The sequence below is a fragment of the Streptomyces sp. NPDC006476 genome, from assembly GCF_040612015.1.
Classification (GTDB): Bacteria; Actinomycetota; Actinomycetes; order Streptomycetales; family Streptomycetaceae; genus Streptomyces; species Streptomyces griseorubiginosus_B.
The window spans coordinates 145,685-161,245 of record NZ_JBEXPK010000002.1; the positions used below are offsets into that span (position 1 = coordinate 145,685).

A 15,561-nucleotide genomic window follows, 5' to 3' on the forward strand; every position below is an offset into this window, starting at 1 on the left:
AGACGCTCCACGCACCACCCTCGTCCCGGCGCTTCTGTACGTCCCCGGAGGGATTCCGTTGCCGAGCAAGTCTTCCGCGCGTCTCGCCGCGCTCACCGTCGCCGCCGTGTGCTCCGCGGCCTCCACGGTCGCCCTGACGGCGCCCGCGCACGCCGACACCGTACGCATCCACGACATCCAGGGCACGACCCGAATATCGCCGTACGCCGGCCAGAAGGTGGCGGACGTGCCCGGAATCGTCACCGCCACGCGCACGTACGGCTCGTCCAGAGGTTTCTGGCTCCAGGATCCGAACCCGGACGACAACCCGGCCACCAGTGAGGGCGTCTTCGTCTTCACCAGCTCCACCCCGAAGGTCGCCGTCGGTGACTCCGTCACGGTCACCGGCACGGTCTCGGAGTACGTCCCGGGCGGCGCCTCGACCGGCAACCAGTCGCTGACCGAGATCACCAAGCCGACCGTCACCACGGTGTCGACGGGCAACGCGGTCCCCGCGCCGGTCGTGATCAACGCGAAGTCGGTGCCGGACCTGTACGCCCCGGCCGGCGACACCGCCGCGAACGGTTCGGTCAACGGCCTTCCGCTGCAACCGGCGACGTACGCCCTGGACTACTACGAGTCCCTGGAGGGCATGAACGTCCAGGTCGCCAATGCCCGGGTGGTCACCGCGACCGACCCGTACGCCGAGCTGTGGGTCACCGTGAAGCCGCACGAGCACCCGACCCGTCGCGGCGGCACGCTGTACGGCTCCTACACCTCGCAGAACACCGGCCGACTGCAGATCCAGTCGCTGGGCGCGGTCGCCGACTTCCCGAAGGCGAACGTCGGCGACACCCTCACCGGCACCACCACCGGCCCGCTGGACTTCAACCAGTTCGGCGGTTACACACTGGTCGCCGGTCAGCTGGGCACGCTGAAGAGCGGCGGGCTGCAGCGCGAGACGACGAAGAAGCAGTCGCGCGGAGAGCTGGCGGTCGCCACCTACAACGTCGAGAACCTCGACCCGTCCGACACCACGTTCGCCGCGCACGCCGCCGCGATCGTGAACAACCTGCAGTCGCCCGACGTCGTGTCCCTGGAGGAGATCCAGGACAACGACGGCGCGACGGACGACGGGGTCGTCGACGCGAGCACGACGGTGAACAAGCTGATCGACGCGATCGTCGCGGCGGGCGGCCCGAAGTACGACTGGCGTTCGATCAACCCGGTCAACGACCAGGACGGCGGCGAGCCCGGCGGCAACATCCGTCAGGTGTTCCTCTTCAACCCCGAGCGGGTGTCCTTCGTGGACCGTGCGGGCGGCGACTCCACCACCGCCGTCGGCGTCACCAAGGTGCACGGCAAGGCGCAGCTGACGGCGTCCCCGGGCCGCATCGACCCGGCCAACGACGCCTGGAAGTCCAGCCGCAAGCCGCTGGCCGGCGAGTTCGTCTTCCGTGGCCGCACGGTCTTCGTGATCGCCAACCACCTCAACTCCAAGGGCGGCGACCAGGGGCTGACCGCGCAGTACCAGCCGCCGGTGCGCAGCTCGGAGACCCAGCGCCACGCGCAGGCGACGCTGGTCAACGCGTTCGTCAAGAGCATCCTGGACGTCCAGAAGAACGCCGACGTCGTCGCGCTCGGCGACATGAACGACTTCGAGTTCTCCGACACCGCGAAGATCCTCGAGGGCGACGGCGAGCTGTGGTCGGCGATCAAGTCGCTGCCGAAGAGCGAGCGTTACACCTACGACTACCAGGGCAACGAGCAGGTCCTGGACCAGATCCTGATCAGCCCGTCGATCCGCCGCGACTGCGACTTCGAGTACGACAGCGTGCACATCAACTCGGAGTTCAACGACCAGATCAGCGACCACGACCCCCAGGTGCTGCGGTTCCGCCCGTAACAGCCACAGGTCGGCTGGGCGGGGTCGACGTGGTCAGGCGTAGACCCCGTCCAGCCAGTGCTGCCAGGCGGCTTCGGTCGCCTTGGCGTCGGCGTCCGGGGCGAAGTCGTGGACGCTGATGCCGACCGGGGCGCCCCAGTGGTTGCGGCCGAAGAAGCGGATCAGGGCGTCCTCGGTGCGCAGCCCGATGAAGTAGGGGTCGCGGAAGTCCAGCACGGCGTCGAGGGTTCGGCCCTCCGGGCCGTGCGCCCGCACCCGCGCGCCCGCTGCCGCGTCCTCGGCCAGCCCGAGCGCCCGTCCGACGGCGGTGAAGGCGTCGGCGGTCTGCGAGGCCTCGGGGCCCTGCAGCTGGGCGAAGGTCACCGGGCGCGGCGCGAAGTGGGTGAGGTACTCGCGCAGGGTGTGCAGATAGAAGTCGGTGTGCTTCGACGCGCCGTCGTACTGGTTGTCCCAGTCGTCGGTGAAGATGCCGCTGTGCACATAGCGCACCCAGGCGCGGCGGCCCTCGTCCCGCGCCTCGATGGTGTGGTCGAGCTGGTTGACGCTCTGGACGGAGAAGCCGACGTCCTCGCTGCGGACGGTGAGGCGGTGCGGCGGGTCGTAGGCGGTGACGGTGGAGCCGAAGGCGGCCCGGCCGCCGACGCGGGGCTCGGGCGGGTCCATCGGCCACAGATAGGCGCCGCTGGCGTTGGTGATGGCCTCCCACACCTCCTCCGGCGACGCGTCGACCTCGAACTCGCGGACGATCTCGAACTCCTTGGACATGGCAAGCTCCTGACTATTCCAACTCGGTCTGCTTGAGGGTGGGATGGACGGCCACGACGATCCGGTGGTCACGACCACCTTCGGTGTCCGGGGCGTCGTACTTACGGATCAGCGCGCTGACCCCTGCGGTCAACTCCTCGATGAACGCGGCCCGTTCGGCGGCGGAGGCGAAGCGGACCTCGCCGTCCAGCGCGTACGTGGCCAGCCGCTGACGGGCCTTGGCCGCGCCGGTGATCAGCGAGCCGACGTCCCGCACCAGACGGGCGCCGAGGGCGAGCAGCCAGCGCGCGGAGAGCTGGTCGCGGAAGCGGTCCGGGTCCGGCTGCACGGAGGCGAGCGCGAGCGGTGAGATGACGTACGACGCGGCGGTCGCCCGCATCAGCCGCTCGGTGACATTGCCCTTGCGGCGCTCCCCGGCGAGCTCGACGAGGCCGTGCCGCTCCAGCGCCTTCAGGTGGTAGTTCACCTTCTGGCGCGGCAGCCCCACCTTCCCGGCCAGCATCGCCGCCGATGTCGGCCCCGCGGCCAGCTCGGCGAGCAGACGGGCCCGTATGGGGTCCAGGGAGACGGCGGCGGCCTCGGGGTCCTCGATCACGGTGACGTCCAGCATGCGTCCACCGTCTCACCGAAAACTTTTATTGTCCAGACGATCCGAGTTTTCGGCCAGTCCCGCTCAGGGACGAGCCCCGGCGCGATTCGGGCCGGGGATTCGGGAGACCCACCGGTCATGGACGAGGAGACGAAGGACGAGGGTGAGATCGAGAGTCCGACCCGGCTGCCGGCGCGGTCCTGGCGGGCGGTGGCCCGGCGCACGGCGAAGGAGTTACTGGACGACGAACTCGGCGACCGTGCCGCCGCGTTGACGTACTACGCAGTCCTGTCCCTGTTCCCGGCGCTGCTGTTGCTGGTGTCGCTGCTCGGGGTGGTGGGCCGCAGCGCCACCGACAAGATCCTCGACAACATCCGGGCCCTGGCGCCGGGTCCGGCCAGGGACATCCTGCGGGACGCGGTGAGACAGCTGGGCGACAGCGGTGGTACGGGCAGTGTGCTGGCCGTGGTGGGCCTGCTGGCAGCGCTGTGGTCGGCCTCCGGGTACGTGGCCGCGTTCATCCGCGCGTCCAACGCGGTGTACGACCTTCCGGAGGGCCGGCCGGTGTGGAAGCTGACGCCGCTCAGGCTGGCGCTGACCGTGGCGCTGATGCTGCTGCTCGCGGCGAGCGCGGTGATCGTGGTCTTCACGGGGCCGTTGGCGGAGCGCGCCGGGACGGCGTTCGGCTTCGGGGGCGCGGCGATCGCGGTCTGGGGCGTGGTGAAGTGGCCGGTGCTGCTGATGCTGGTGGTGATGATGATCGGGCTGTTGTACTGGGCGGCCCCCAACGTCCGTGGGCGCGGCTTCCGTTGGGTCAGTCCCGGCAGCTTCCTGGCGACGCTGATCTGGCTGGCGGCTTCCGCCGGGTTCGCCGTCTACGCGGCCAATTTCGCCTCGTACAACAAGACTTACGGGACGCTCTCGGGCGCCATCGTGTTCCTGGTGTGGCTGTGGCTGTCGAATCTGGCGATCCTGGTGGGGCTGGAGTTCGACGCGGAACTGGCGCGTGAGCGGGTCGCCTGCCGGGGGCTGTCGCCGACCGAGCCGTATGTGGAGCCTCGGGACACGCGGAAGTGGCCGGCGAAATGGCGGGCCGCCTTGGGGGCAGCCGCCCCCAAACCCCCGGTTCGGCCCTGACAGGCCTCGTCCTCAGTCAAACGCCGGACGGGCTGGGAGTGCCCGTCCGGCGTTTCGGGGTTCGCCTCACTTCTTGGTCCGCGTCACGTCTGGGTCGTCGTCACGTCTGGGTCCGCGTCACTTCTTGGGATACCTCCACCCCACCACCACGACCACCGCAAGCGTCGCGCCGATGATCAGGGCGGGGCGGGGGTGCCGCACCGCTGCCCTGACCACGGGGCGGGCCGGCCACGGCATGTCACGTTCCGCCCGGTGCTCCAGGGTGCGGCCCGTCTCCGCCGCCTTGTCCTGGGCGGTGTGGCCCGCCCGGATCATCTGCCGCCCGGTGTTCGTCGCCCGGTCCTGGACCTTGTGGCCGGCCTGCGTGGCACGCTCCTGCACGGTGTGTCCGGCCTGGGCGGCCCGTTCCTGCACGGTGTGTCCGGCCAGCGCCACCGTGCTGCGCAGCTGCACGGTCATCGCGCCGGCCTTGTCCCTGAGGTCCGCCGCCCGGGCCTGCGCCCGTCCCTTCACATCCATCTTGCCCGCCAACCGCTCCACGGTGTCGCCGAGTTCGCTGCGCGTCCGTTCGATCTGCCGGCGCAGCTCGTCGGGGCCCTTCACGCCCGTCTCCCCCGCCGCCTTGTCCGTCATCGGTGTGCCCTCTCCTTGATCTCCTCGACATCGGCCTTGACACTGCCGAGGGCCTCCTCGGGAGTGGGGGGCGTGGCCTTGCGCAGCTGGGCGCGGCCGGTCGCGCCGAGTACGGCGGCGATCACGAACAGCACCGCCGTCACGATGAGCGCCGCGGCCCAGACGGACAGCGTCAGTGAGAGGGCGGCGATGGCCGTGCCCGCCGCCGCGAGCAGCCCGGCGTACCCGAACGCGCCCGCCGCGCCGAGCAGTCCGCCGCCGCGCCCGGCGCGCCGACCCTTCTCGGCCAACTCCTCCTTGGCGAGGGCCACTTCCTGTCGTACGAGCCGGGAGAGCTGTTCGGTGGCCTGGCCGACGAGGTCGCCCACCGACTGGTGCCCGTCGCGCACCGGCCCGGAGTGGGTGGTCCCGGTCACGGTCGCCTCCTCTCGTGTTCCTCTGGTTCGAAAACGTTCGGAACACCCCGGGTACCCGGACCGGCCCCCACTACCCCTCGGGCCCGCCGCCCCGCCCGGGCTCGCGCAGCCGGGCCAGCTGGGTCTGGAACCAGTCGAGACGGGCCTGCAACAGCGCGGCCTCCGCAGCCAGTTCGGGCACTCCGAGATCGTCGGTGGCGGTGCGGCCGGCCACCTGACGGGCGTCCTGCACACCGGCGATCACCCGCAGCCCGTCGCCGGCCAGCCGGGCGAAGGCGGCGAGCGAGACGGACGTACGACCGCGGACGCATCCCGCGCAGGAGGGTGCCAGGGCGCGCCACCCCGGACGGCCCCAGCCCGCGTCGGCCAGGCCGGCGGCCACGGTGCCGCAGGTACAGGGGCCGACCGTGGCGGTGCGCACCCGCTGGCGGGCGTAGCGGAAGCCTCGCTCGAAGCGGATGTAGCGCCCGAGGACGGACACCTCGAGCAGTACGGCCGCCCGGTGCTCGGCCGTGCACAGCAGCGCCTCGGCCGCCGCCCGGTCGTGCACGCAGTGGAAGCCGCAGTCGCAGCGGCGGTGCGGCGACCGGTGCCGCAGGCCGTAGACGCAGAACGCGTCCGCGAGGACCCCGTACGGCAGCGCGCCGCCGAGCGACACACCGGTGAACCCGGCCCGGGTGCCGTCCTGGGACAGCACCGGGTGGGCGATCTTGTATCCGGTCGGCGGCTCCGTCGGGCGTTCCTCCGGAAGCCGCAGTCTCATCGGGCCGCCGGAACCTCTTCGGGGGCCTTCAGGTCCTTGATCTCCTCGGGCACTTCGAGCTCCTCGGGTTCCAGGACCTCAGCCCGCGGCTGCTCTTCCCGCGCGACTCCGGTGGCCAGTGCCTTGCCGAGCTTCATGACGCCTCCATGGGCCGATGCCGATGACCGTCCTGTTCATGGTGACTCATCAGGGGCCGGAAAGGACATAGGGCATGGTCGACCCATGGCATATTTTGAAGCAATGCTTAGCAATATCTCGTAGAAGAATTAAGTGGAGCTTCACCATCACTCTGCCGAGACTGTACGGCATGACAACCACCGCGCCCTTCGGCCGTGCCCTCTGCGCCATGATCACGCCCTTCTCGGCGGACGGCGCGCTCGACCTGGACGGGGCCCAGCGGCTCGCCGACCACCTCGTCTCCCGGGGCTGCGACGGCCTGGTGCTGTCCGGTACGACCGGTGAGTCGCCGACCACCTCGGACGCCGAGAAGGCGGCGCTCGTCGAGGCGGTGCGGGAGGCCGTGGGCGACCGGGCGTCGATCGTGACGGGGGTCGGCACCTCCGACACCCGGCACACCGTGAAGCTGGCGCTGGAGGCCGAAAAGGCGGGCGCGGACGGGGTGTTGGTGGTCAGCCCGTACTACAGCCGACCCCCGCAGGACGCGCTGGAGGAACACTTCCGCACGGTCGCCGACGCCTCGGGCCTGCCGGTCGTGCTGTACGACATCCCGGGCCGCACCGGCACCCGTATCGAGCCCGGGACGATGCTGCGGCTCGCCGAGCATCCCCGGATCGTGGCGGTCAAGGACTGCTCCTACGACTTCCTCGGCGCCCAAAAGGTGCTGGCCCGCACGGAGTTGGCGTACTACGCGGGCTGCGACGAGCACAATCTCGCGCTGTACGCGGTGGGCGGCGCGGGTTATGTCAGCACCGTCGCCAACGTCGTGCCCGCTCAACTCCGGTTCGTCCTCGACGCGTTCGACTCGGGCGACACGGCGACGGCGGCCGGCGCGCAGCAACGGGCCACTCCCCTGATCGAGTCGATGATGGCGGCGGGGCTGCCCGGCACGGTCACGGCGAAGGCCCTGCTGAACGAACTCGGTCTGCCCGCGGGTCCCGTCCGCGCCCCGCTGCGTCCTGCGAGCCGCGAGACGGTCGACGGGCTGCTGGCGGCCTACGAGGACCTCACGGCCGGCTGACCACCGCCCGCGACACCCCGTACGCCCGTCTCTGCCCGCGAGCGGACCTCTGGCCGTACGTTGTCCCTGTGCGCCCTCCGCTGCTCTTCCTCGACGTCGACGGCCCCCTCAATCCCTGGGCGACGCAGCCGGAGCGGCGCCCCGAGGGCTATACGACGATCAAGGTCGCCCTGCGGCCGGGCCAGGCGCTGCGGGTGTGGCTGAACCCCTCGCACGGACCGGCGCTGCTGGGACTCGGCTACGAGCTGTGCTGGGCGACGACCTGGATGGACGCGGCGAACCGCTGGATCGGCCCGACCGTCGGACTGCCGGAGCTGCCGTACGTCGACTTCGGCGAGGGCCTGTTCGCGCTGCGCCCGGACGGCGTCCACTGGAAGACGGAGGCGATCGTGGCGTACGCCGACGGCCGGCCGTTCGCCTGGGTGGACGACGAACAGACCCCGGCGGACGAGCACTATGTGTCCGCGGCCCATCCGGCTCCGGCCCTGCTGCACCATGTCAGCCCCAGGGTGGGTCTGCGCGACGACGACTTCCGGACGCTGGCGGAGTTCGCCCGGACGCTGTGCACATGAGCGGGCGCCCTTCCGCCGGCCGGCGGAAGGGCGCCCGTCACCGCGCCATGGCTCAGTTGTGGCTGTGCAGGATGTCGTTCAGACCGCCCCACTCGGCGTTGTTCGGCACGGCCTGGACGGTGCCGGTGACCGAGTTGCGGCGGAAGAGGATGTTGTCCGCGCCGGACAGCTCGCGGGCCTTGACGATCTGGCCGTCGGGGAGGGTGACCTTGGTGCCGGCGGTGAGGTAGAGGCCCGCCTCCACCACGCAGTCGTCGCCGAGCGCGATGCCGACGCCGGCCTCGGCGCCGACCAGGGAGCGCTCGCCGATGCGGACCCGCTCCTTGCCGCCGCCGGAGAGGGTGCCCATGGTGGAGGCGCCGCCGCCGATGTCGGAGCCGTCGCCGACGACGACGCCCTGGGAGATACGGCCCTCGACCATGGAGGTGCCGAGGGTGCCGGCGTTGAAGTTGACGAAGCCCTCGTGCATGACCGTGGTGCCGGCCGCGAGGTGGGCGCCGAGGCGGACGCGGTCGGCGTCGGCGATGCGCACACCGGCCGGGGCGACGTAGTCGGTCATCCGCGGGAACTTGTCGACGCCGAAGACGCTGACGTGCAGGCCGCGGGCGCGGGCGGCGAGCCGGACCGTCTCCAGGGTGTCCACGGCGACCGGGCCGAGGGAGGTCCAGGCGACATTGGCGAGGAAGCCGAAGATACCGTCGAGGTTCTGCTCGTTGGGCCTGACCAGACGGTGCGAGAGCAGGTGCAGACGCAGCCAGACGTCGTGCGCGTCGAGCGGCTTGTCGTCGAGCGAGGAGATGACCGTGCGCACCGCGACGATCTCCACGCCACGCACCTCGTCCTTGCCGAGGGCGGCCACGCCGTGCTCCCCGAGCAGCTCCCGGGTCCGCTCGGCGTCCAGCCGCTCGCTGCCGGCGGGACCGGGCTCCTCGGTCAGTGCGGGCGCGGGGAACCAGGTGTCGAGGACGGTGCCGTCGGCGGCGATGGTGGCAAGCCCGGTGGCCACGGCACCGGTGGAACGAGGAGCAGTCGTGTCGGTCATGAGGGCAACCTAACCGCCCGACCCCCACCCAGGCCAACCAGCCCCGCACCCGTCTCAGGTGCCGGGCGGTGGCCGCGTGACCGCACGGTGGCCGACAGGGAACGCCGACCGGCAACAGCGCCGGGGACACCCACTCGACGCACCCGCCACCCACCGGGCATCCGTCCCCCTTCCAAGAACCGGCAACCGTCCGCTACGCCGGATCCGTGGGGATCACCCGGGTCAGCATCTCCCGCGCGTAGCCCTCGTCGTACGGCGTACCCGTCAGCAGGACCTGCAGACAGATGCCGTCCATCAGCGCACACAGCGCCCGTGCCGTGGTCGGGTCGGTGTGGCGGGAGATGCGGCGGACGAGGTCGTCGGTCCACTCGGCGGCCACCGGGCGCAGCGCGGGGCGGCGCAGGGCGGCGAGATACAGCTCGTACTCCAGCTCGACGCCGGTCCGCTCGCCGGCGAGCCACTCGCCCATCCAGCCGGCGAGTTCGGCGGCCAGATCGGCGTCCGGGTCGGTCAGTCCGCCGCGCGAGGCGATCACCTTGGCGAAGCCCTCGTTCGCCTGCCGCAGCGCGGCGACCATCAGCTCGTCGAGGGTGCTGAAGTGGTACGTCGTCGAGCCGAGCGGCACATCGGCCTCGGCCGCGACCGTGCGGTGGGTCAGCCCGGCGAGCCCCTTGTCGCCGACCACCCGGATCGCCGCGTCGATGATCCGCTGCCGCCGGTCGGGGTCGTAGCGGCGGGCCATCAGTGCGCGCCCCCGAGGTTGAGCACCACCACTCCGACGATGATCAGGGCCATTCCCGCGGCCTTGGTCACGGTCATGCCCTCCCCGAAGAAGAGCAGCCCGATCGTGGCGATCGCCGCGGTGCCGACGCCGGACCAGATGGCGTAGGCCGTCCCGACGGAGAGTGTCTTCAGCGTCTGCGCGAGCAGGACGAAGGAGACGATGTAGCCGAGGACGGTCAGCACGGACGGCACCAGCCGGCTGAAGCCCTCGCTGTACTTCATGGCGGTGGTGGCGCCCACCTCGGCGGCGATGGCCGTGCCGAGAAAGAGATATCCCATGTGTACGAGCGTACACAACGTTTGCGTACTCGCGTACACATCGACACACACTTGAGGAAGAGATGTGAAGCCGCGGACGACCGGCGAGGGCCCGCGCTATCCCGGAGGAGGAATTCGGCAGGGAGGTTCACTATTCATGGAAACCGCTCGCTGTAACATCTCCCCCCAACGCCCCTGTCTCCACTAGTGTTTCACCGCTCACCCACCCCATCCCCACACCCCCGCCCGCCGCCTCGGGCGCCGCTGGAGAAACAGCGCATGCCAGAAACCACCCCCCAGCCTCCGCGGAACGAACCATGGGAGAACGGCTGGACCCCCGACACGTCCCGCGCACCCGGCACCCGAAGACTCTGGCTGGCCGGCGGAATGGCCGTGGCCACGATCATCACGTGCGTGACCTGGATAGCCGTGATGGACAACAGCCCCAACGCCTCGACGGACGCGGCGAAGAACCCGTCCCCGACCGCCGGCTCCACCGTCCCGGGCCTGATCTCCTACGCCACGCCCCCCACGAACGGGGCCACGGACCCGCCCTCGGGCAAGAGCGGACTCTCCTCGGGGGAGGACACCTCCCCCACCCCGCTGGGGAACGGCTCGCCGTCCGCGGCCCACACCCCGAAGCCCACCAAGTCGCCTGCCTCCCATGCGAGTTCACCGGGCAAACCGAAGCCGTCGGCCACCTACCGGTCCCTGCGCTCGGTCAACTATCCGGACCGCTACTGGCACGTGAGCGGCGACTTCGTGAAACTCGACCCGCTCCGCGGCTCCGAGTCCCGCCAGGACTCGACCTTCAAGCAGGTCAAGGGGCTTGCCAACAGCTCCTGTTACTCGTTCGTCACGCATGACGGCAAGTACCTGCGCCACCGCAACTTCCTGCTGCGCGACGAACCGAACGACGGCTCGCCCCTCTTCCGGCAGGACGCGACCTTCTGCCCGCGCGGCTCCGCCTACCCGGGCGCGGTCATGCTGGAGTCGATCAACTACCCGGGCCGCTTCCTGCGCCACCAGAACTTCCAGCTGAAGCTCGACCCGTTCCAGAACAGCTCCGTGTACCTGGCGGACTCGGCGTTCCGGCTGGTGGGCGGCGTGGCCTGACAGCACGAAGCGGCGACACCCGTGAGGTGTCGCCGCTTCTCGTGTTCGCGTGCCCGGGGGTGTCTCAGACGTTGAACCCCAGCGCCCGGAGCTGCTCGCGTCCGTCGTCGGTGATCTTGTCCGGGCCCCACGGCGGCATCCAGACCCAGTTGATCCGCAGCTCGTTGACGAGGCCGTCGGTGGCGGACTGGGCCTGGTCCTCGATGACGTCCGTCAGCGGACAGGCCGCGGAGGTCAGGGTCATGTCGACGGTCGCGATGTTGGCGTCGTCGATGTGGATGCCGTAGATCAGGCCGAGGTTGACGACGTCGATGCCCAGCTCGGGGTCGACTACGTCCATGAGGGCCTCGCGGAGCTCTTCCTCCGAGGCCGGCTTCATCTCCACGGTGTCGGTCATGCCGTCTTCCTTTCGGCTTCGGCGCCACCCAGCGCCTGGGCCGTCGCGTCCTTCCACGCCATCCAGCTGAGGAGGGCGCACTTCACCCGGGCCGGGTACTTGGAGACACCGGAGAACGCGACCGCGTCCTCCAGCACCTCCTCCATCGCGTCGTCGGGCTCCAGCCTGCCCTTGGACTGCATCAGCTCCAGGAAGGTCTCCTGGATCTTCCGCGCGTCGGCCAGCTCCTTGCCGACCAGCAGTTCGTTCAGCACGGAGGCGGAGGCCTGGCTGATCGAGCAGCCCTGGCCTTCGTACGAGACGTCCTCGATCCTCGTGCCCTCGTACCTCACGCGGAGGGTGATCTCGTCGCCGCAGGTCGGATTCACGTGGTGCACCTCGGCGTCGCCATCACGAAGACCACGCCCATGAGGGTTCTTGTAGTGGTCCAGGATGACTTCCTGGTACATCGAGTCCAGCTTCATGCGATCGCTCGTCCCATCAGCCGAAGAAGTTCCGTACGTGTTCCAGCCCGTCGACCAGAGCATCGATCTCGGCCGGCGTGGAGTACAGATAGAACGACGCTCGCGTGGTCGCAGGAATTCCGTAGCGCAGGCACACGGGGCGAGCGCAGTGGTGGCCGACGCGGACCGCGATGCCCTGCTCGTCGAGGACCTGGCCCACGTCGTGCGGGTGGATGTCGCCGAGCGTGAAGGAGATCGCCGCGCCCCGCTCCTCGGCCGTGGTCGGGCCGATGATCCGCAGGTCGGGGACCTCCGCCAGACGCCCCACCGCGTACTCCGTCAGCGCGTGCTCATGGGCGAGGATCTTGTCCATGCCGATGGCGTTCAGGTAGTCGATGGCCGCACCGAGACCGACCGCCTGAGCGATCGGCGGGGTGCCCGCCTCGAACTTGTGCGGAGCGGGGGCGTAGGTCGACGAGTGCATCGACACGGTCTCGATCATCTCGCCGCCGCCGAGGAACGGAGGCAGGTCCTCCAGCAACTCCTGACGGCCCCAGAGGACGCCTATGCCGGTCGGGCCGCACATCTTGTGCCCGGTGAAGGCCACGAAGTCGGCCTGCAGGGCCTGTACGTCCAGCGGCATGTGCGGGGCGGCCTGGGAGGCGTCGATGCAGACGAGGGCGCCGACCTCCTGGGCGCGCCGGATGATCGTCTCGACCGGGTTGACCGTGCCCAGGATGTTGGAGACCAGCACGAAGGAGACGATCTTCGTCTTCTCGGTGATGATCTCGTCGATGTTGGACAGGTCGAGCCGGCCGTCGTCAGTGAGGCCGAACCACTTCAGCTTCGCGCCCGTGCGCTGCGAGAGCAGCTGCCACGGCACGATGTTGGAGTGGTGCTCCATCTCCGTGATGACGATCTCGGTCTCGTGGTCCACGCGGTAGGGCTCGTCGGCCCAGCCGAGCATGTTGGCCACGAGGTTGAGCGACTCGGAGGCGTTCTTGGTGAAGATCACCTCGTCCCGCGAGGGCGCGTTGATGAAGGAGGCGACCTTGTCGCGCGCGCCCTCGTACAGCGCCGTGGCCTCCTCGGCGAGCACATGCACACCGCGGTGGACGTTGGCGTTGTAGCGCTCGTAGTACTCGGCGAGGGCGTCCAGCACCTGGCGCGGCTTCTGCGAGGTCGCCGCGTTGTCCAGGTAGACGAGCTTCCGGTCGTCGTGGACCAGTCGGTCCAGGATCGGGAAGTCCTTGCGGATCGCCTCGGCGTCGAGGAGGCCCGGCAGCTGTGTCACTCGGATGCGCCACCCTTCGTGTAAGCCTCGTAGCCCTCGTTCTCCAGCTTGTCGGCGAGTTCGGCACCGCCGGACTCCACGATCTTGCCGCCGGCGAACACGTGCACGTAGTCGGGCTTGATGTAGCGCAGGATGCGCGTGTAGTGCGTGATCAGCAGGGTGCCGACCTCGCCGGTCTCACGGACGCGGTTGACGCCCTCGGAGACGATCCGCAGCGCGTCGACGTCGAGACCGGAGTCGGTCTCGTCGAGGATCGCGATCTTCGGCTTGAGCAGTTCGAGCTGGAGGATCTCGTGGCGCTTCTTCTCACCGCCGGAGAAGCCCTCGTTGACGTTGCGCTCGGCGAAGGAGGGGTCCATGTTGAGGCGCTCCATGGCCTCCTTGACCTCCTTCACCCAGGTGCGCAGCTTGGGGGCCTCGCCGCGGATGGCCGTGGCGGACGTACGGAGGAAGTTGGAGACCGAGACGCCGGGGACCTCGACCGGGTACTGCATCGCCAGGAACAGGCCCGCGCGGGCGCGCTCGTCGACGGACATCTCCAGGACGTCCTCGCCGTCGAGCAGCACGGTGCCGCCGGTGATCGTGTACTTCGGGTGGCCCGCGAGGGAGTAGGCGAGCGTCGACTTGCCGGAGCCGTTGGGGCCCATGATGGCGTGCGTCTCGCCCTGCTTCACGGTCAGGTCGACGCCCTTGAGGATCTCCTTCGTGGCGTTGTCGGCCTCGACGGTGACGCGCAGGTCTCGGATTTCAAGCGTTGCCATGGGTGCCTCAGGACTCCTGGTTGAGGGAGACGAGAACGTCGTCCCCTTCGATCTTTACGGGGTATACGGGGACGGGGCGCGTCGCGGGTAGGCCGGACGGCTTACCGGTGCGGAGGTCGAAGCTGGAGCCGTGCAGCCAGCACTCGATCTGGCAGTCCTCCACCTCGCCCTCGGAGAGCGAGACGTTCGCGTGCGAGCAGATGTCGTGGATCGCGAAGACCTCGCCCTCGGTACGGACGACCGAGACCGGCGTGCCGTCGAGTTCCACCCGTTTGGGGGTGTCCTCCTCCAGCTCGCCCAGCCCGCAGGCGCGTACGAAAGCCGACATCAGACCGACGCCTCCAGCTCCTCGTCGATCTTCACGAGCAGGCGCTCCTGGATGTCGTCGACGCCGATCTGCTGGACCAGCTCGGCGAAGAAGCCGCGCACCACCAGACGGCGGGCCTCGTCGGCCGGGATGCCGCGGGCCATCAGGTAGAAGAGCTGCTCGTCGTCGAAGCGGCCGGTCGCGGAGGCGTGGCCGGCGCCGACGATCTCGCCGGTCTCGATCTCCAGGTTGGGGACCGAGTCGACCCGCGCGCCGTCCGTCAGGACGAGGTTGCGGTTCATCTCGTACGTGTCCGTGCCCTCGGCCTTGGCCTCGATGAGGACGTCGCCGATCCACACCGCGTGGGCGTCCTCGCCCTGGAGCGCGCCCTTGTAGGCGACGTTCGACTTGCAGTGCGGGGTGTTGTGGTCGACCAGGAGGCGGTGCTCCTGGTGCTGGCCGGCGTCCGTGAAGTACAGGCCGAAGAGCTCGGCCTCGCCGCCGGTGCCGGAGTAGGCGACACGCGGGTGCAGGCGTACGAGGTCGCCGCCGAAGGTGACCACGAACGACTTGAAGGTGGCGTCCCGGCCGATGAGGGCGTTGTGCTGGGCCACGTGCACGGCCTTGTCGTCCCAGTCCTGCACGGAGACGACGGTCAGCTTGGCGCCGTCGCCCAGGATGTAGTCGACGTTGGCGGCGAGCACGGCGTCACCGGTGTGGTCGATGACGACGACGGCCTCGGCGAAGGCTCCGAGCTCCACGACCTGGTGGCCGTAGGCGACCCCGCCCTCGCCGTGCACGGCGATGCGGATCGGCTCGGTGAGGACCGTCTCCTTGGGGACGGTGACCACGCCTGCCTTCTCGAACGCCGAGTACGCCTGGGCGGCGACGCGGTCCACGGGGGTGCCGGCCTTGCCGAGGCGCGGGTCGTCACGGTCCACGAGTTCGACGGTGACGCCCTCGGGGGCCTCGACGGCGACCTTCACGCCCTCGCCGGTGGCGACCGCGGTGCCGTCGTGCAGGCCGCGCAGGCGCTCCAGCGGGGTGAACCGCCACTCCTCCTCGCGGCCGTGTGGGACCGGGAAGTCCGCCACGTCGAAGGAGGGGGGCGCGCTCATGCGCGTGGCGACGGTCGACTCGGCGGCGACCGCGATCGAGCCGGCGGTGGTGGAACCCACCGGGATGTTCTGGGCCTCAGCCAT

At 70.0% G+C, this 15,561-nt stretch carries 20 protein-coding genes; 5 read left to right on the top strand and 15 right to left on the bottom strand.

Annotation, left to right across the window (positions count from 1 at the left end; translation table 11 throughout):
- Nucleotides 1-58 precede the first annotated feature (58 nt).
- Complete coding sequence (locus tag ABZZ74_RS02755; RefSeq protein ID WP_356761302.1) at nucleotides 59-1,885, top strand: endonuclease/exonuclease/phosphatase family protein; 1,827 nt, start codon at nucleotides 59-61, stop codon at nucleotides 1,883-1,885.
- A 33-nt stretch (nucleotides 1,886-1,918) separates the two neighbouring features.
- Here ABZZ74_RS02755 and ABZZ74_RS02760 read toward each other — a convergent pair whose 3' ends face one another.
- Both ABZZ74_RS02760 and ABZZ74_RS02765 read right to left on the bottom strand, forming a co-directional pair.
- On the bottom strand, nucleotides 1,919-2,650 hold the full coding sequence (locus ABZZ74_RS02760) for an SRPBCC domain-containing protein (protein ID WP_356761304.1): 732 nt from the start codon (nucleotides 2,648-2,650) through the stop codon (nucleotides 1,919-1,921).
- A gap of 13 nt (nucleotides 2,651-2,663) precedes the next feature.
- The gene (locus ABZZ74_RS02765; RefSeq protein WP_356761306.1) at nucleotides 2,664-3,260 is read right to left on the bottom strand and encodes a helix-turn-helix domain-containing protein; all 597 of its coding nucleotides are present in this window, start codon (nucleotides 3,258-3,260) and stop codon (nucleotides 2,664-2,666) included.
- Between the two features lie 117 nt (nucleotides 3,261-3,377).
- Between ABZZ74_RS02765 and ABZZ74_RS02770 the strand changes: the two genes are divergently transcribed.
- A complete protein-coding gene (locus ABZZ74_RS02770; protein ID WP_356761308.1) occupies nucleotides 3,378-4,376 on the top strand; it encodes a YihY/virulence factor BrkB family protein in 999 nt (332 codons plus the stop codon).
- Nucleotides 4,377-4,493: 117 nt separating this feature from the next.
- On the opposite strand, the gene ABZZ74_RS02775 is transcribed toward ABZZ74_RS02770, so the two are convergent.
- From ABZZ74_RS02775 to ABZZ74_RS02790, 4 genes are all read right to left on the bottom strand, one after another.
- Nucleotides 4,494-5,009, bottom strand: coding sequence for a DUF3618 domain-containing protein (locus ABZZ74_RS02775; protein WP_356761309.1), 516 nt, complete (start codon nucleotides 5,007-5,009; stop codon nucleotides 4,494-4,496).
- The gene (locus tag ABZZ74_RS02780) at nucleotides 5,006-5,425 is read right to left on the bottom strand and encodes a phage holin family protein (RefSeq protein ID WP_356761311.1); all 420 of its coding nucleotides are present in this window, start codon (nucleotides 5,423-5,425) and stop codon (nucleotides 5,006-5,008) included. Before ABZZ74_RS02780 ends, ABZZ74_RS02775 begins: the two co-directional genes overlap by 4 nt.
- Before the next feature lie 70 nt (nucleotides 5,426-5,495).
- Nucleotides 5,496-6,188, bottom strand: a complete 693-nt coding sequence (locus ABZZ74_RS02785) for a hypothetical protein (protein ID WP_356761312.1) — start codon at nucleotides 6,186-6,188, stop codon at nucleotides 5,496-5,498.
- On the bottom strand, nucleotides 6,185-6,325 hold the full coding sequence (locus ABZZ74_RS02790; protein ID WP_356761314.1) for a hypothetical protein: 141 nt from the start codon (nucleotides 6,323-6,325) through the stop codon (nucleotides 6,185-6,187). Before ABZZ74_RS02790 ends, ABZZ74_RS02785 begins: the two co-directional genes overlap by 4 nt.
- 170 nt (nucleotides 6,326-6,495) lie before the next feature.
- On the opposite strand from ABZZ74_RS02790, the gene dapA reads away from it, so the two are divergent.
- A complete protein-coding gene (dapA, locus tag ABZZ74_RS02795) occupies nucleotides 6,496-7,386 on the top strand; it encodes a 4-hydroxy-tetrahydrodipicolinate synthase (protein WP_356761315.1) in 891 nt (296 codons plus the stop codon).
- A gap of 68 nt (nucleotides 7,387-7,454) precedes the next feature.
- Nucleotides 7,455-7,958 carry a hypothetical protein gene (locus ABZZ74_RS02800; protein ID WP_356761316.1) on the top strand — a complete coding sequence of 168 codons (504 nt, stop codon included), beginning with the start codon at nucleotides 7,455-7,457 and terminating at the stop codon, nucleotides 7,956-7,958.
- Nucleotides 7,959-8,010: 52 nt separating this feature from the next.
- Here ABZZ74_RS02800 and dapD read toward each other — a convergent pair whose 3' ends face one another.
- From dapD to ABZZ74_RS02815, 3 genes are all read right to left on the bottom strand, one after another.
- Nucleotides 8,011-9,000: a 2,3,4,5-tetrahydropyridine-2,6-dicarboxylate N-succinyltransferase gene (gene dapD / locus ABZZ74_RS02805; protein WP_356761317.1), complete on the bottom strand. Its 990-nt coding sequence runs from the start codon at nucleotides 8,998-9,000 to the stop codon at nucleotides 8,011-8,013.
- Between the two features lie 193 nt (nucleotides 9,001-9,193).
- Complete coding sequence (locus ABZZ74_RS02810) at nucleotides 9,194-9,742, bottom strand: TetR family transcriptional regulator (RefSeq protein WP_356761318.1); 549 nt, start codon at nucleotides 9,740-9,742, stop codon at nucleotides 9,194-9,196.
- Nucleotides 9,742-10,062 (bottom strand): multidrug efflux SMR transporter, encoded by a 321-nt coding sequence (locus tag ABZZ74_RS02815; protein WP_133048151.1) that lies wholly within the window; start codon nucleotides 10,060-10,062, stop codon nucleotides 9,742-9,744. The genes ABZZ74_RS02810 and ABZZ74_RS02815 overlap by 1 nt, the downstream gene beginning before the upstream one ends.
- Nucleotides 10,063-10,320: 258 nt before the next feature.
- Between ABZZ74_RS02815 and ABZZ74_RS02820 the strand changes: the two genes are divergently transcribed.
- Nucleotides 10,321-11,157 (top strand): AbfB domain-containing protein, encoded by an 837-nt coding sequence (locus ABZZ74_RS02820; RefSeq protein ID WP_356761319.1) that lies wholly within the window; start codon nucleotides 10,321-10,323, stop codon nucleotides 11,155-11,157.
- 64 nt (nucleotides 11,158-11,221) lie between these two features.
- Here the strand turns inward: ABZZ74_RS02820 and ABZZ74_RS02825 are convergent, their stop codons facing one another.
- Genes ABZZ74_RS02825 through sufD form a run of 6 tightly spaced genes read right to left on the bottom strand, consistent with a single transcriptional unit; the run spans nucleotide 11,222 to nucleotide 15,561 of the window.
- Nucleotides 11,222-11,554 carry a metal-sulfur cluster assembly factor gene (locus tag ABZZ74_RS02825; RefSeq protein WP_356761320.1) on the bottom strand — a complete coding sequence of 111 codons (333 nt, stop codon included), beginning with the start codon at nucleotides 11,552-11,554 and terminating at the stop codon, nucleotides 11,222-11,224.
- Nucleotides 11,551-12,018, bottom strand: coding sequence for a Fe-S cluster assembly sulfur transfer protein SufU (gene sufU, locus ABZZ74_RS02830; protein WP_356761322.1), 468 nt, complete (start codon nucleotides 12,016-12,018; stop codon nucleotides 11,551-11,553). Before sufU ends, ABZZ74_RS02825 begins: the two co-directional genes overlap by 4 nt.
- 16 nt (nucleotides 12,019-12,034) lie before the next feature.
- Entirely contained in the window at nucleotides 12,035-13,291 is a 1,257-nt protein-coding gene (locus ABZZ74_RS02835) for a cysteine desulfurase (RefSeq protein WP_356761324.1), read from the bottom strand.
- Nucleotides 13,288-14,052, bottom strand: a complete 765-nt coding sequence (gene sufC / locus ABZZ74_RS02840; RefSeq protein ID WP_356761325.1) for a Fe-S cluster assembly ATPase SufC — start codon at nucleotides 14,050-14,052, stop codon at nucleotides 13,288-13,290. Before sufC ends, ABZZ74_RS02835 begins: the two co-directional genes overlap by 4 nt.
- A 7-nt stretch (nucleotides 14,053-14,059) precedes the next feature.
- Entirely contained in the window at nucleotides 14,060-14,380 is a 321-nt protein-coding gene (locus tag ABZZ74_RS02845) for a non-heme iron oxygenase ferredoxin subunit (RefSeq protein WP_356761327.1), read from the bottom strand.
- Nucleotides 14,380-15,561, bottom strand: a complete 1,182-nt coding sequence (gene sufD, locus ABZZ74_RS02850) for a Fe-S cluster assembly protein SufD (protein ID WP_356761329.1) — start codon at nucleotides 15,559-15,561, stop codon at nucleotides 14,380-14,382. Before sufD ends, ABZZ74_RS02845 begins: the two co-directional genes overlap by 1 nt.